The organism is Streptacidiphilus sp. MAP12-20 (assembly GCF_041262525.1).
Classification (GTDB): Bacteria; Actinomycetota; Actinomycetes; order Streptomycetales; family Streptomycetaceae; genus Streptacidiphilus.
This window is the reverse complement of record NZ_JBGCCK010000015.1, coordinates 47,164-62,559: the sequence shown is the minus strand read 5'-3', so window position 1 is coordinate 62,559 and position 15,396 is coordinate 47,164. Positions and strand designations below refer to the sequence as shown.

The window sequence follows — 15,396 nt, the reverse complement described above, 5'->3', positions numbered from 1 at the left end:
CGGCACCGCAACGCGCACCCCGCGCCGGCTGTGACAGGCGGGGACGCCAGCATTCACCAGGGGGTTGGGAACCATGCCCATGATGATCACCATTGCCCGGCTCCCGGACTGGTCGGCGGACGTGCTCGTGGACGCCGACCCGAGCATCCTGCTCCGCGACGTCGTCAAGAACCTGCTGGACAGCCTCGACGCGTCGCAGGCCCCACCGTCCGGCCATCCGGGCGTTGCCGCGGTCTATCTCGCCGACGAGCAGCTCGACCTCTCCCAGCCGCTGGCGGTCAGCGGGGTGCACGACGGCGCCGTGCTGTGGCTCGACCGGCCGGGCCCGGCCGCAGGCTCCCGCTCCGGCCTGGTCACCGTCCGGGCGGTGGCGGGCAGCGGCGCGGGGCGGGTCTGGTACCTCGAAGCGGGCGAGTACCGCGTCGGGTCCGAGGCCGGATGCCGCATCACCCTGGGCGGAGACCAGCCGGCCGTGGTCGCCGTCGTCCGGGTGTCCCTCGACGCCAAGGTGCGGGTGCGGGCCGTGGCGGCCTCCGCCCTGCTCGACCGCGCCCCCCTGCCCGACCACGACGTCGTCTGGCGGGCGACGGCCCAACTCCGGGTCGGGGACACCATCCTGGAGGCGCACCCGCTGCTGCGGCCGGACGCCGTCGTCGAACCCTCCCCCGACGGCGAGTACCTGGACTACAACCGCCCCCCTCGGCTGCTCCCCCCGGTGCAGCGCACCGCGTTCCGCCTCCCGGCCCGGCCCAGACCGCCGTCCCTGAGCGGGATGCCGCTGCTGACGGCCACTCTGCCCGCCGTCGGCGGCGGCCTGATCGCGATGATGACGCGCAACCCGCTGTTCCTGCTGATGGCGGCGATGTCGCCGCTCATGATGGTCGGCAGCTGGTACTCCGGGCGGCGTCAGGGCAAGATCAGCCACCGGCGACAGGTGGCCGAGTTCCACGACCAGGTGGACGCCACCGAGGCCGAGATCGCGGCGGCGCTGGTCAAGGAACGCCTGGACCGCCGCGCCGCCAGCCCGGACCCGGCCGAACTGCTGGTCATCGCGACCGGTCCGCGCGCCCGGCTCTGGGAACGCCGCCGCACCGATCCCGACCACCTCCTGGTCCGGGTCGGCATCGCCGACCTGCCGACCAGGATCGCCGTCGACGAGAACGGGAACGAGGGCACCGAACGCCAGCGGGAACTGCGGGCGGCACCCGATGTCCCCGCCGCGTTCTCCCTCGCACAGGCGGGGGTCGTCGGCGTCGCCGGTCGGGACGAGTGGCCGCGGCGGACGGCGCGTTGGCTGGTCGGCCAGCTGGCCGTGCTGCAGAGCCCTCGCGATCTGCAGCTCTACATCCTCACCGACCCGGCCGGGGAGTCCCTGTGGGAGTGGGCGGCCTGGCTGCCGCACACCCGGCCGCAGCTCGGGCAGCAGGCCCTGGCCCTGGTGGGCGCGGACGCCGAGACGCTGGGCAACCGCGTCGCCGAGCTGGTCGAGCTCATCACCGCCCGCCAGCAGGCACGCCTCAACGCCGGTTCCGGAGCCGTACTCGCCGACCCGGACGTGGTCGTGGTGCTGGACGGCGCCCGCCGACTGCGGGCCCTGCCCGGTGTGGTGACGGTGCTTCAGGAGGGGCCCGCGGTCGGCGTGCACAGCATCTGCGTCGACGCCGACGAGCGCACCCTGCCGGAGGAGTGCACCACCGTCGTGGTCGGCGGCGAGGCGCGGCCGACCACCCTGAGCCAGCAGCGTGCCGCGCAGATCGACGGCATCCTGGCGGACGACGTGGCCGACAGCTGGTTCGCCGCCACCGGGCGCCAGTTGGCGCCGCTGCGCGATGTCAGCGAGAGCCAGGGCGAGTCCGCGCTGCCGGGCTCCGCGCGGCTGCTGGAGATCCTCGCTCTGGAGGAGCCCACCCCGGCCGCGATCTCGGCCCGTTGGCGCTCCTCCGCCCGCAGCACCAAGGCCGTGGTCGGGTACTCGCTCAACGGCCCGTTCGCCCTCGACCTGGTCAACCACGGCCCGCACGGCCTCGTGGCGGGCACGACGGGCTCCGGCAAGTCGGAGTTCCTGCAGACCCTGGTGGCCTCGCTGGCCGTGGCGAACCGCCCGGACGCGATGACCTTCGTCCTGGTCGACTACAAGGGCGGCGCCGCGTTCAAGGACTGCGTCGAACTGCCCCACACCGTCGGCCTGGTGACGGACCTGGACACCCATCTCGTCGAGCGGGCGCTGACCTCTCTGGGCGCGGAGCTGACCCACCGCGAGCACCTGCTCGCGGCCGCGGGCGCGAAGGACCTGGAGGACTACCTCGACTACGCCGCCCGACGGCCCGAACTGACGCCGATCCCCCGCCTGCTCATCGTCATCGACGAGTTCGCGTCCATGGCCCGCGAACTGCCGGACTTCGTCACCGGCCTGGTCAACATCGCCCAGCGCGGCCGGTCGCTCGGCATCCATCTGATCCTGGCGACGCAGCGCCCCTCCGGTGTCGTGTCGGCGGAGATCCGGGCCAACACGAACCTTCGGGTCGCCCTGCGGGTGACCGACTCCGGGGAGAGCACCGACGTCATCGACGCCCGCGACGCCGCGAGCATCGCCGCGTCGACCCCGGGGCGGGCCTACGCCCGGCTCGGGCACAGCTCGCTGATCCCGTTCCAGACCGGCCGGGTGGGGGGCCGTCGCCCGTCGGCCGATCCGACCGCCGCGGTGGCCGCGCCGTTCCTGCACCCCGTCTCGTGGCTGGACCTCGGGCTGCCCGCGCCGCAGCGCCCACAGAGCACGGCCCCCACCACCGAGGTGACCGACCTGTCGGTGCTGGTGACGGCGATCGGGCAGGCGAACGACATGGTGGGCATCGCCCCGCAGCGCCGACCGTGGCTGCCGCCGCTGCCGCTGTCGCCGGTGGTCGAGCTCGCGGCGGGCCCGGTCCAGGGCACGCGGGGCAACCCGTCGTTCTCCTGGGCGGTCCAGGACCTGCCGATGCAGCAGCGCCAGGAGCCGGTCACAGTGGACCTGGCCACCTTCGGACACCTGCACATCATCGGCGCCCCGCGCTCCGGGCGCTCCACGGCGCTGCGGACCTTCGCGGCGGCCGCGGCGAGCGCGGCCGGAGTGGCCGACCTGCACCTGTACGGGCTGGACTGCGGCAACGGCGCCCTGCTTCCGCTCTCCAGGCTGCCGCACTGCGGCGCGGTCGTGCAGCGCTCCGAGACCGACCGGGCCGTCCGGTTGCTCAAGCGCCTGCACGACGAGGTGCAGAACCGTCAGCGACTGCTGGGCGAGGGCGGTTTCGCCGACGTCGCCGAGCAACGCGCGGCGAGCTCCGAGGCTGAGCGGCTGCCGCACATCCTGCTGTTGCTGGACCGCTGGGAAGGCTTCATGAGCACCCTCGGCGAGTACGACGGTGGGGCGCTGACCGAGCTGATCCAGATCCTGCACCGCGAAGGCGGCAGCGCCGGGGTGCACCTGGTCATCGCCGGTGACCGGATGCTGCTGAGCGGCCGGATGAGCTCGCTGTGCGAGGACAAGCTCGTGCTGCGGCTCTCGGACCGCAGCGACGCCAGCCTGGCCGGGCTGAACCCGCGGAAGATCCCGGAAAACCTGCCGCCGGGCCGCGGTTACCGCGCGAACAGCGCGATCGAGACCCAGGTCGCGCTGGTCGCGGCCGACCCGGCGGGCCCGGCGCAGGTCGCCGCGGTGCACGCGCTGGCGGCCCGGCTCGTCGAGCGCGAGGCGGGCGTCCCGAAGTCGGCGCGCCCCAACCGGATCGCGGTGCTGCCCACGCAACTGTCGTTCGACCAGGCGTGGGAGCAGGTCGAGACCCCGGCCCCGATGTGGGCGCTGGTGGGGGTCGGCGGCGACGACCTCGAACCGGTCGGGGCCGACCTGCTGGGCGATCAGCCGACCTTCCTGGTCGCCGGACCCTCCCGGTCCGGGCGCAGCACGGCACTCGCCGTCATGGCGGAGTCGCTGCTGCGCGGCGGGACCGAGGTGGTCATCGGCGCGCCCATGAACTCCCCGCTGCGCGGCTTCGCGGGCCGGGCCGGCGTGCGGGGCGTCATCACCGACGAGGCGCCCACCGAGGCGCAGTTCGCCGAACTGCTCGATCCCGGCGAAGGACCGGTGGTGCTCCTGGTCGACGACGCCGAGGCGTGGCGCGACCTGACCTGCCGGGACTGGCTGAAGGCCTTCGTGCGCAGGGCGTCCGGCAGCCGACGGGGCGTGATCATCGGCGGGGACGTCGCCTCCGTGGGGGCGGGCTTCTCCGGCTGGCAGGCGGACATCAAGAAGAACCGGCGCGGCGCACTGCTGTCGCCGCCCAACATGAGCGACGGCGACCTGGTGGGCGTCCGGCTCTCCCGTTCCCAACTCGCGGCCAGGGTCGTTCCGGGCGCGGCGCTGGTGCACCTGGGCAACGGCAGCCTGCTGACCACGCAGGTCCCCGAATCGGCCCCGATCCCCTCATCCCCCTCGTCTCTTTCGTCAACGCAGGAGCAGTGATGGCAGACCTCGTGGTGAAGGACCTCCAGACCCTGGTCAGCGACCTCAACGAGCTGATCGGCCAGTTCGAGGGGGCGTTGGACTTCCAGAACGACGACAAAGGGCTCTGGGGACAGCACAACGCCAATCTCTCGATGGGCGACTTCGCCGACAACTGGACCGTCCACCGCGACGCGATGGTCAAGGACATGAAGAGCCTGCGCGACAAGGTGACCAAGGTCGACGAGTCGTGGTCACAGGGCGAGCAGCAGTTGATGAACACCTTCCAGAACGGGTGACCAAGGTCAAGGAGAACTGAATGTCCATCAGGAATCTCGACTGGTCGCCGTTGGAGCTGGACTCGGACCCCGTCTACGCCGACCCCGACGTGGTGCGCGCGGCGCAGCAGCGGTACAGCCACATCGCCACCACCATCGACGACGCGGTCGCCAAGCTGGGACAGATCGTCGACACCAACAGCGGCAGCCTGGCCGGCCAGTACGTCGAGGGGCTGAAGTCCGACGCGGGTTCCCTCAAAGACCGCCTCAGCAAGGCCGCGGTGCGCTACCACGACGTCGCCAACGAGATCGGGAAGTACGAGCCCGACCTGGACCAGGGGCTCAGCGAGACCGCCGGTGCGCTGACGGACGCCGAGAGCGCCCAGGGCCAGCAGACCAAGGCACAGGCCATGCCGGACGCGCAGAAGAACCCGGACGGCACCACCTCCCCGCAGGAGCAGCAGAAGGGCGCCGACAAGAACAAGGCCAACTCCGACGCGGACGCGGCGATGGCCGCGGCCAAGACCCGGCTCAACAACGCACTGGACGCGCTCAACGTGGCCGGCAAGCGCTTCGCCGACGCGGTCAGCGCCAGGAGGTACGACGACGGGCTGACCGACACCTACAAGGACAAGCTCGACGCCGTGATGGCCAAGATCAGCCAGATCTTCGCCATCATCGGGATGATCCTCGGCGCACTCGCGATCCTCATCCCCGGCGTGGACGTCCTGGTCATCGCCGGCGTGGTCGCCGGCGCCATCACGCTGGTCGCCAACATCGTTCTCTACCACGACGGCAAGGGCAGCGTCCTGGACGTCGTGCTGGGGGCGATCGGGCTCGGCATGGCCGGTCTGGGCGCCATCGTCTCGGTCGTGGGCAAGGGGATATCGAGCATCGCCAAGGCCACCGCCCTCGCCGAACGGCCAGGCGGGGCCGGCGGCATCGAACTGGTGCCGCTGAAGCCGCCCGGCAACGCGACCATTCCGAACTTCTCCCGGCCGTTCGGGCCGGGCAACGCACGCCCCGGCGGCCCCGTTCCGAACTACTCCCGGCCGTTCGGGCCGGGCAACGTGCCCATCACCGGGAAGCCCGTCCCGCCGATCCGTCCCGAACCGACCGGGCCGCCGCCGCCGAACGCGGCCGCCGACTGGAAGAACCTGTCGGACTGGTTCAACAACCCGGCCACCAATTGGCTGATCGGCAAGACGGGCGGGACCATCCCCGAGGTCGGCTTCTGGGGCTCGGCCGGGACCCAGTTCCAGGACGTCGGGAAGCTGTGGGGCACGCTGTTGACCGATCCGGCGAAGTTCGGAAAGGACTTCGCGAGCATCATCGCCGGGGTGAAGGGCCCCCTCGATCTGTCGGGCATCGTGGGGGCGGCCGGCCTCGGGAAGATCTCGCCGCTCTGGTTCGTCTGGGGCGGCATCAACGGAGCCTTCGGCGTGGGGGCCGGATTCGTCTACACCGGCGGGCGCCTGATGGGCTGGATCCCCGCGGTCAACCCGCCGGGCCAGGTCACCGCGTGAGCACGGGAGAGACGATGAGTGACGACGTGACGCCGCTGTCGGCCCTGACAGAACTGCCCTGGCAGTGGGAGTGGGTGCCGGTCGTCCGGCCGGGCGAGCAGAAGCACGAGGCCTGGACCGAGCACATGGTGACCCTGTTCGAGGACTGGACCTCCGAGGGCCTGGCCGCTGTGCGGGAGGCCTGGCCCGCCGACGCCGGAACCGAGTTCCCGCTCACGGCGGACATGGCGGGACGGGACGCCGCCGGCTGGCTGCTGGAGCGCGCGGCCCAGCTGCCCGCCTGGTCCCGGCTGGCCTGGGGTGCGGTGTTCGTTGACGGCCGGCCCAGGTGGGCGCCGGTCCCGGTGGTCGTGGAGTTCTGCGAGCCCCTGGCCCCGGATCCGAACTACCTCATGATCACGGTGGGCGCAGGCGGGCTGGACGGCGACGCACGCGAGCCGGTCGTCGACTACGTGACCACCCCGATCGGTGACGGCCTGCGGGTGTTCGCCCTGTGCCGCAGCGCCGAGGGCGCCGCCTTCGGACGCGTCGACGCTGCGCTGCGCCTGGAGGTGCCGCCGAACGGCGAGACGCCGAGCGTCAGCACCGACGTGGTGCTGACCACACGCGTCTTCGAGATGGGGTTGATGGCCTTGATCGGTACGGGAATGGAGCGGTTGATGCAGCAGATCGCCGAGGAGTGCGCCCCCGCCGACGCAAGCCCGGCCCGGCTCGGTTTCGTCGCGGCCACCGCCGCCACCACCGCCACCGCCACCGCCACCGCCACCGCCACCGCCGACGTCACCATGGAGGGACAGTCGTGATCGACTTCGAGCTCGTCGTCCCGGACGGCTGGATGCAGATTCCGACCACGGCGGACACGACCGCGCTGCGCCGCAGGATCGTCGAGGACGTGATCCGCCATCACCTGCCGGACTCCCTGCCGCGGGACAAGGCGGGTCCGTGGCGCCGGATGCTGCGCAAGGAGCTCACCGAGGCGACGGACGAGGCGTCACGGCAGGGCGCTCGCTCGGTCCTGCTGCCCCTCCAGGATTTCAACGGCGTCCGGCTGCCCGGATCGATGCTGGTGACGGTCCTGGAAGCCGACGGCGAAGGCGAGGCCACCGGCCCCGAGGACCCGGAAGCGCTGCTGGCCTCCATCCTCTCCGACGCGGGAGCGGACGGGAGTTACCTGGAGATCGGCGGAGCACCGGCGGTGCGGGTGGCCTCGGTCATCGACAGCAGCCGGGTCGGGCGCAAGGCGCCGTCACGGCGGGTCTCGTACTACGTGTCCCATCCGGACGCGCCCGGTGTGTGGGGACTGCTGACCTTCACCGTCCTGACCGACGGCGATGTCGACGCCGAGCCCGTGAAGGCGGTCGTCCTGCTCTTCGACATGATCGTGGCCACGCTGCGCTGGGCCGACCGCGTCGACGTCCCCACCGAGGACGAGGTGCTCGCGGGGCTGGCCGAGCTGGCCGCCTCGGGCGAGGTGTCGACTGCGGGCGTGGTGCCGAGTGCTGGCCCAACTCCGTCTGAACCGAACGTGAAGAACCTCTGAAGCCCACCCCGCCACGCTGGGCGTATGACACTCGTCGCCGCGTCCGAACCGAGCAGTCCCAGCCGCGTGCGGATCGCCATCACCAGCCCCGACATCCTGGCCCAGATCCGGCAGGCGTTCGCCGGCAGGAACCTGGCCGTGGAGATCGTCAGCCTGCCCTACGTCGAAGTCGCCGTCAGGCCGGCGGCCGGTGCGGCGACCGCGGGTCCCGCGGCCGTCACCTCGGCACCGCGCCGCCTGTGCGCGGAGTACCGGCTGAGCGTGGTCGCGGTCGCCGACGGCCCGAGGGCGCCGCGCGCGGTCCCGGCGGGCCACTCGTCCCCGGCGGCGCTTCCCGGAGCCGACGCCGGCAACAACGTCGACACGGACGCTCCGGTGGTCGTGCTGTCGCAGCGTCAGCACGAGGTGATGGCGCTGGTGTCCTTGGGCGTGCGAAACGCTGAGATCGCGCTGCGGCTGCAGGTCAGCGAGAAGACCGTGAAGAACCACATCAACCGGATCTTCCGGTCGCTGGGGGCGAGCAGCCGGGTCGAGGCGGTGTTGATCTGGCAGCGTCAGCAGGCCGGCGGGACTACCCGACGCGCCGCACCGATTCCGATGCGACCGATTCCGACGCGACCGGCGGGGCAGCCGGACGGGGGTCGGCGTCGAGAGCGCGGAGGAAATCCGTGACGTCGGCGGCCTCCTCGGCGTCCAGTTCCTTCAACCGCAGCAGCGCTCGGGTCGCCAGCGCGTGAGCCCGCTGCCGGGCCGAACGCCTGCGGTGCACCACGGCGAGACCGAAGAGCGCCAGGGCCTCGTGATAGTGGTCGCCGCTGGACGCGCACAGCGACAGCGCCAGCCGGAAGTAGCGCACGGCCCGCTCGGGGTGGCCGAGCCCGTGCTCCGACACGGCCAGGCTGACCAGGAGGTCGGCTTCGAGGCGCGGGTTCCGGCAGCGGCGGGCCGCCGCGAGGCCGGCCTGCGCGTGCCGCAAGGACTCCTCGAACTCGCCGAGTTCGACGTGCAGGTCGCACAGGACGCCGCGGCTTCGTGCTTCCTGGTGGGCCGACCCGATGCGGCGGGCCAGCACCAGCGCCTCCCTGGCGTGGCGCAGGGCCGCCGCGTGGTCCTCGGTCGCCCGGAGCGTGGCAGCCAGACTGCCCAGCAGGCCGGCGCGCAGGACGTCGTCGCCGAGGGCTTCAGCCAGCCCCAGGCCGCGCCGAAGCTGCTGCAGCGCGGCACCCTGCTGTCCGAGGCGGGAGTGCGCCACGCTCAGGTGGTCGAGCAGGACCGCCTGGGCGTGGCGGTTCTCGGTCAGCTCGGCGCTGCGCAGTCCGATCCGTAGCACGTCGACCCATTCCCCGGCCCGCCCGGCCGCGTGGAAGTAGTCGAAGAGCAGGTAGGCCAGCTGCCACGCCTGCTCGTGGCAGCCGATCCGCTGTGCCCGGCGCACCAGGGGGGCGATGTTGTCCCACTCTCGCGCGCACCAGCCCACGAGGTCCTTCCGCTCCTCGACAGGTAACGGCTCGCAGAGGGCCTCGGAAGCGAGGGCGAACGGGAGTTCGGCACCGCCGGACACCAAGCCCTGTGCCAGGGTCCTCACATACCACCGGACCACCCGCTCCAGGGCCTGTCGACAGGACTCGGCCGCCTCGCCGGTGCGGGAGACCTCCTCGGCGTAGAGACGGGTGAGATCGTGCATCCGGTAGCCGCCGCCGTCCGCCGCCACCAGATGCTGGGCGGCCAGGCTCCGCAGCACGGCGGCCGCCGCCGACGGCGGGACGTCCAGCAGCTCGGCGGCCACCTCCATGCGGATGCCGACGCCCGGGAACAGCCCGAGCATGCGGAACCCGTGGGCCGCAGCGGCGTCGAGCCTGGCATAGGACCAGGAGAGCACGCCCCTCATGGAGGACAGCTCGTCGTCCGGGATCTCCAGGGCGTCGAGCCGACGCCGCACGTCCTCCAGGTCGGCGACGAGGTCCGCGATCCTCGATCGGGGCCCTGCGGTCACCTGCTCCGAGGCGATCCGCAGTGCCAGCGGCAGATGGTCGCACAGGTCGGCGAGGCGCCGCGCCGCCGATGGCTCGGCGCCGACCCTGGCGCCCCCGATCGAGTGGGAGAGCAGCTCCAGCGACTCCTCGGCTGAGAACGGAGTCACGGTCACCCGGCGGGCGGAGTACCGGACCGCGAGGCCGCTGAGCCGGTTGCGGCTGGTCACGACGGTGAAGGAGGGGCCGCCGCCAGGGAGCAGGTCCTCGACCTGGTCCGCGGACTCGGCGTTGTCCAGCACGATGAGCAGCTTCCTGTCCCTGACGATGCTGCGCCACAGGGCGACCCGCTCCTGCTGGTCGGCCGGGATCGTCCCCGCGTGCACCGAGCTGAGCAGGTGGTGCAGGGCGTCCGTGGGGGAGCTCGCCGGGTGCCGGGGGTCGAAGCCGCGAAGGTTCAGGTACAGCTGGCCGTCGGGGTACGCGGCGGCCAGCAGATGCGCGCAGTGCACGGCCAGTGCGGTCTTGCCGACCCCGCCGACTCCGACGACCATCGCGATCTGCGGGCAGGTCGCTTCGCTCTCGTCGCCGTCCGACGCGGTGCGCGCCGCGTCCAGCAGCTGCCGGACAGCGGGCACGCGACCCACGAAGCAGCCGACGCCACGCGGCAGTTGAGCCGGTCGGACCGGCCCGGCGACCGCTGCGAGGGCCGCGGGCCCGGCCAGGGCCGTGCGGGGGTCGGCGTTGTCGGCCAGGATCTCCGAGTACAGGGCCTGCGAGTCGGCGGAGGGGTCGATGCCGAGATCGTCGGCGAGCAGCTTCCGCAGGTCGTGGTAGTGCGCCAGCGCGACCGCGGTCTGCCCGCTTCGGTGCAACGCCCTCATCAGCACGGCCCGCAGCCGCTCGTGATAGGGGTTGTCCCGGACGACCCCCCGCAGCTGGTCGGCCACATCGCTCGGCTGGTCCAGCTCCAGGAGCAGCTCGGCGCGTTCCAGCATCAGCCGGAACCGCAGCTCCGACGCCCAGGTCCGATGATCGGCGGCGAACGGGCCGGGCAGGCCGCCGAGCGCGGACCCCGGTCGCCAGCAGGCCAGCGCCTCATCGAGTGCGGTGACCGCGGCAGCCTGGTCGCGCCGGGTCCGGCTGGTCCGGGCCCGAGCCGTCAGCGCCTCCACCACTCCCACGTCGAGCTGTTCGCGGTCGAGATGGAGCACGTAGCCCGGTCCCGAGCTGGTGAGCTGCCCGCCCGGACCGGCGAGGGCTCGTCGCAGTCCGGATACGTAGGTGTGCAGGCTGCCCGCCGCGGTGGCGGGAGCGGACTCGCCCCAGACGCAGTCGATCAGATCGTCGCGCGAGACGATGCTGTCGGCGCGCAGGGCGAGAACGGCGAAGACCGCGCGCTGCTTCGGCGGGCCGAGGACGACCTCCCGCTCCCCCACGCACGCACGCAGGGGTCCCAGGGTCTCGACCCGAAGGCGGCCGCTGTCCATGACCGCGTGCCCGCTGTGGCTGTTGTGCCCGCTGTCCCCGCGGAGGAACCGGTGTCGTGTCGTGTCTGCCATGGCCCTTCCCGACGAACAGCGTGGTCAGAAGTCCGGACGGCGCGCATCCCCCGGTGAGTCAGCCGAGGAGTTCGGCCGCCGTCGGCGGGTCGGCACCCGGCCGGGTGCAGGTGATCGCGGCACTGCGGCTCGCGAGGAGCAGCGCGTCCACGACCGCCGGTGCGAGCCGGTCGGTGCCGGTCGCCTCGCGGAGCCGGGCGCGGGCGGGCCGCTCCGGGCCGAGCAGCCCGGCCCGGAGCAGCCCGCTGATCAGCCCGGACATGAACGCGTCGCCTGCGCCCACCGTGTCGGCGACCCTGACCGGAACCGCCGGCACCGGGAGGCTCCCGTGCGGCCAGAACGCCTGTGCGCCGTCCGCTCCCCAGGTGAGGACGACCAGGCTGGGGCCGCTCCGGGCCCAGCCGGCGGCCACCGCCTCGACGTTCTCGCCAGGACAGAGCCACCCGAGATCCTCGGCGCTCGCCTTCACCACGTCGGCTGCGGCCACGAACCGCTCCACCCGTGGCCGCTCGTGGCTGGGCGCTCCCAGCAGAGCGGGCCTGAGGTTCGGATCGTAGGAGACGGTGGCCCTCGTGCGTGCCGCGTCGACGACAGCGAGCACCCCGGCGGCGCCGGGGGCGAGCGTCGCGGCGAGCGACCCGGTGTGCAGGTGCGCGAGGGCGCCCACACGGGCGAGGTAGACGGTCGAGGACGGCAGCTCCCAGACGATCTCGAACCGGTAGTCGGCCGAGCCGTCGGCCGCGATGCTCGCGGTGGCGGTGGACGTGGCGGCGTCCACCACGGATCCCGCCGTCAGCGCGACTCCGCTCTCGCCGAGGTGCTCCCGCAGCCGCCGACCGAAGCCGTCACGTCCCACGCGGGTGGCCAGCTGCACCGGGTGGCCGAGCCTGGCCAGCCCCAGGGCCACGTTCGCCGGGCTGCCCCCGGGAACGGCGTGGCGGCGGACGCCGGGGCCGGACAGAATGTCGGTGAGCGCCTCGCCGACGACCAGAGTGGGCTGCTCCATGCCGAGTTCCTCACGCTGCGTCATCTCAGGCTGCGTCATCTCAGGCCGTGTCGTCTCTAGGCTGTGTCGTCTCAAGGCGTGACAAGGATCTTCCGGCCCTTGCCGGCCTTGAACTGCTCCAGCGCCGCCGGGTAGTCGGCCAGCGGGAGGCGGTCGCTGACGAAGACGTCCGGGTCGAGGAGACCGGTGGCGAAGAGGTCCGCCGCCCGCTCGAAGCTGTGCAGCACCGCCATCGAGCCGGTGATGGTGATCTCCTGGTTGTAGATCCGGTACGGCTCTACCGTCGCGCGGGCCGCGTAGTCGGCCACGCCGAACTGCAGAAACGTGCCGCCCTTGCCGACCCGACCCAGGGCGTCCTGGATCGCCTGCTCGTTGCCGGTCGCGTCGATGACCACGTCCCAACCCCGCGCCCGGGTGATCTCGCCGGCGGAGGTGACGGCGTGGTCGCAGCCCAACAGGCGTGCCGTGGCCAGCCGTTCGGGGTTGATATCGACGATGTCGACAGCAGCCGCCCCGGTGCGCTTGGCGAGCTCGAGCATCATCAGCCCCATCGTGCCGGACCCGTAGATCAGCACGCTGCTGGCCAGCGTGGTGCGCAGCACGTCGTAGCCGCGCACCGCGCAGGAGAGCGGCTCGATGAGCGCCGCGTCCTCGGTGCGGACGTGGACGGGCAGCCGGACGCAGTTGGCGGCCGGGGCGACGGCGAACTCCGCCGCTCCGCCCGGGTGGGTGACACCGATCGCGGCGTAGCGCTCGCAGAGGTTGTCCCTCCCGAGGCGGCAGTAGTGGCATTCGTGGCAGTACAACGAGGGGTCGACCGCGACGCGGTCGCCGAGCGCCACGTCGCGGACGTCGGCGCCCAGCGCGACGACCTCCCCGGCGAACTCATGGCCCGGGACGATGGGCAAGGTGGGCGCGAACTCGCCCTGCAGGATGTGCAGGTCGGTGCCGCACAGCCCGACGGCGGCGACCTTGACCACCACCTCGCCGCGGCCGGGCGTGGGATCGTCGACGGTCTCGACGCCCACCACACCAGGCGAACTGATGACGGCTGCTTTCACTTGACTGCTCCCAGGGAGAGGCCCTGGACGAGCTTGTCCTGGGCGGCGAATCCGGCGAGGAGAACCGGTATGGAGATGCAGACGGCGGCGGCGCACACCTTGGCCAGGAACAGGCCCTGGCTGGTGACGAAACCGGTCAGGAAGACGGGCGCGGTGCCGGCGACGACGCCGGTCAGCACCCGGGCGAACAGCAGCTCGTTCCAGCTGAAGATGAAGGAGATCAGCGCGGTGGCCGCGATGCCCGGCGCCGCCACAGGCGCCACGATCCGCCCGAGCGTGGTCAGCAGGCCCGCCCCGTCGATCGAGGCGGCCTCCAGGATCTCCTTGGGCACCTCGGCGAGGAACGACCGCATCATCCACACCGCGATCGGCAGGTTCATCGAGGTGTAGAGGATGACGAGCAGCCAGATGTTGTCCAGCATCCCCGCGTTCTGGGCGATCAGGTAGACCGGCAGCAGTCCGGCCACCACGGGCAGCATCTTGGTCGACAGGAAGAAGAACATGACGTCGGACCACTTGCGCACCGGCTTGATCGCCAGCGCGTACGCGGCGGGGATCGCCAACGCCAGGACCAGCAGCGTCGAGGCGACGCTGGCCGTCAGCGAGTTGATCAGCGGCGGCCAGGGGCTCACCCCGGTGTCCGAGCCGAAGAACTCGCGGTAGCCCTGCAGGGTCAGGCCGACGCCGAGGCTCGGCGGGTTCGTCGCGGCGTGCGCCTCGCTGTGCAGCGAGGTCAGCACCATCCAGGCGAAGGGCAGGAAGAACACCAGACCGCACAGCCACGCCAGCAGGCCCAGCGCCCGTCCGGCAGACCTTCCCCGAGCCGGCCCGGCTTGGACCCGGACGTTGCGACGGGCGACAGACGTGCTCATGAGTCCTCCTTCAGCAGGGACGAGACGCTCCGCAGGGCGAAGGTCGCCAGCACGATGGAGCAGATGACCACCACGACGCCCTCGGCGGACGCCTGGCCGTAGTCGTGGCCCTGGTAGAAGGTCTCGTAGACGGTGTAGGGCAGGTTGGCGGTGCCGAGGCTGCCGGAGGTCAGGGTGAACACGGCGTCGAAGTTCTGGACCACGTAGATGCTGCCGAGCAGCGCGGCGAGCTCCAGGTACCGACGCAGGTGCGGAAAGGTCAGGTAGCGGAACACCTGCCAGGTGCTCGCGCCGTCCACCCGGGCCGCCTCGACGACGTCCATCGGACGGCTCTGCAGCCCCGCGAGCAGGATCAGCATCATGAACGGCGTCCACTGCCAGACCAGTGACGCCTCGACGGAGATCAGCGGCACGCTGGACATCCAGTCCGGCTGCGGTGGGTGCGAGCTGCCGAAGAGGCTCCAGATCCAGCTCAGCGACCCGTTGATGAGCCCGTAGGAGGCGTTGTAGATGGCGTGCTTCCACAGCAACGCGGACGCCACCGGGACGACCAGGAACGGGGCGATCAGCATGGTGCGGACGACGCCCCGGCCGCGGAACGGTCGGTCCAGCAACAGCGCCAGCCCCAACCCGAGCAGCAGGCTCACCAGGACGACGGAGGCGGTGAGCACCACCGTCGTCAGGATCGCCGAGCGCAGCGCCGGATCGGTGATCGCCGACCGGTAGTTGGACAGTCCGGCGAAGCCCCGGTCGCCGGGCACGAGGGCGTTCCAGCGCATGAACGAGATCACCAGGGTGCCGACGAACGGCAGTTGGGTGACAACGATCATGAAGAGCAGGGCCGGGAGCAGCGGAGCTCGGCGGGCCCAGGCGCCGCGGGGCCGGTTCGTGGTCGGTGGCGCTCCGCGTTGTGCGGCCTCGCGGGCCCTGCCACGTCCGGTGATCGATACAGTGCTCATGGTCTCTCCGCCTCTGTCTCTTCGCCCCTGTCTCACCGCTTCTACCTGACTGCTTCTGTCTCACCGCCTCGCACGACGGCCCCGGTCAGAGGGAACGCAACGGTCGGACCGGAAGCCGTCGGATGGGGTGCGAGGTGCGAGGTGACCG

11 protein-coding genes are annotated in these 15,396 nt (G+C 72.1%); 6 read left to right on the top strand and 5 right to left on the bottom strand.

What is annotated here, in order from left to right:
* The first annotated feature begins 79 nt into the window (after nt 1–79).
* From ABIA32_RS21185 to ABIA32_RS21160, 6 genes are read left to right on the top strand one after another with little or no spacing between them, the layout of a single operon-like run.
* Nucleotides 80–4,495, top strand: a complete 4,416-nt coding sequence (locus ABIA32_RS21185) for an FtsK/SpoIIIE domain-containing protein (RefSeq protein WP_370097642.1) — start codon at nt 80–82, stop codon at nt 4,493–4,495.
* Nucleotides 4,495–4,773, top strand: a complete 279-nt coding sequence (locus ABIA32_RS21180) for a hypothetical protein (protein ID WP_370097639.1) — start codon at nt 4,495–4,497, stop codon at nt 4,771–4,773. The genes ABIA32_RS21185 and ABIA32_RS21180 overlap by 1 nt, the downstream gene beginning before the upstream one ends.
* Nucleotides 4,774–4,793: 20 nt before the next feature.
* The gene (locus ABIA32_RS21175) at nt 4,794–6,278 is read left to right on the top strand and encodes a hypothetical protein (protein ID WP_370097636.1); all 1,485 of its coding nucleotides are present in this window, start codon (nt 4,794–4,796) and stop codon (nt 6,276–6,278) included.
* Between the two features lie 14 nt (nt 6,279–6,292).
* Nucleotides 6,293–7,081, top strand: a complete 789-nt coding sequence (locus ABIA32_RS21170; RefSeq protein WP_370097634.1) for a hypothetical protein — start codon at nt 6,293–6,295, stop codon at nt 7,079–7,081.
* Nucleotides 7,078–7,818, top strand: coding sequence for a hypothetical protein (locus tag ABIA32_RS21165; protein ID WP_370097631.1), 741 nt, complete (start codon nt 7,078–7,080; stop codon nt 7,816–7,818). The genes ABIA32_RS21170 and ABIA32_RS21165 overlap by 4 nt, the downstream gene beginning before the upstream one ends.
* 24 nt (nt 7,819–7,842) lie before the next feature.
* A complete protein-coding gene (locus ABIA32_RS21160; RefSeq protein ID WP_370097629.1) occupies nt 7,843–8,490 on the top strand; it encodes a response regulator transcription factor in 648 nt (215 codons plus the stop codon).
* Here the strand turns inward: ABIA32_RS21160 and ABIA32_RS21155 are convergent.
* The 5 genes from ABIA32_RS21155 to ABIA32_RS21135 all read right to left on the bottom strand — a co-directional run bounded on the left by ABIA32_RS21155 (nt 8,390) and on the right by ABIA32_RS21135 (nt 15,248).
* Complete coding sequence (locus tag ABIA32_RS21155) at nt 8,390–11,350, bottom strand: BTAD domain-containing putative transcriptional regulator (RefSeq protein WP_370097626.1); 2,961 nt, start codon at nt 11,348–11,350, stop codon at nt 8,390–8,392. The genes ABIA32_RS21160 and ABIA32_RS21155 overlap by 101 nt on opposite strands.
* Nucleotides 11,351–11,408: 58 nt before the next feature.
* Nucleotides 11,409–12,356, bottom strand: coding sequence for a carbohydrate kinase (locus tag ABIA32_RS21150; RefSeq protein WP_370097624.1), 948 nt, complete (start codon nt 12,354–12,356; stop codon nt 11,409–11,411).
* A 71-nt stretch (nt 12,357–12,427) separates the two neighbouring features.
* Complete coding sequence (locus ABIA32_RS21145) at nt 12,428–13,417, bottom strand: zinc-dependent alcohol dehydrogenase family protein (protein WP_370097622.1); 990 nt, start codon at nt 13,415–13,417, stop codon at nt 12,428–12,430.
* Nucleotides 13,414–14,289, bottom strand: a complete 876-nt coding sequence (locus ABIA32_RS21140) for a carbohydrate ABC transporter permease (protein WP_370097619.1) — start codon at nt 14,287–14,289, stop codon at nt 13,414–13,416. Before ABIA32_RS21140 ends, ABIA32_RS21145 begins: the two co-directional genes overlap by 4 nt.
* Nucleotides 14,286–15,248, bottom strand: a complete 963-nt coding sequence (locus tag ABIA32_RS21135; RefSeq protein ID WP_370097616.1) for a carbohydrate ABC transporter permease — start codon at nt 15,246–15,248, stop codon at nt 14,286–14,288. The genes ABIA32_RS21140 and ABIA32_RS21135 overlap by 4 nt, the downstream gene beginning before the upstream one ends.
* Nucleotides 15,249–15,396 lie beyond the last annotated feature (148 nt).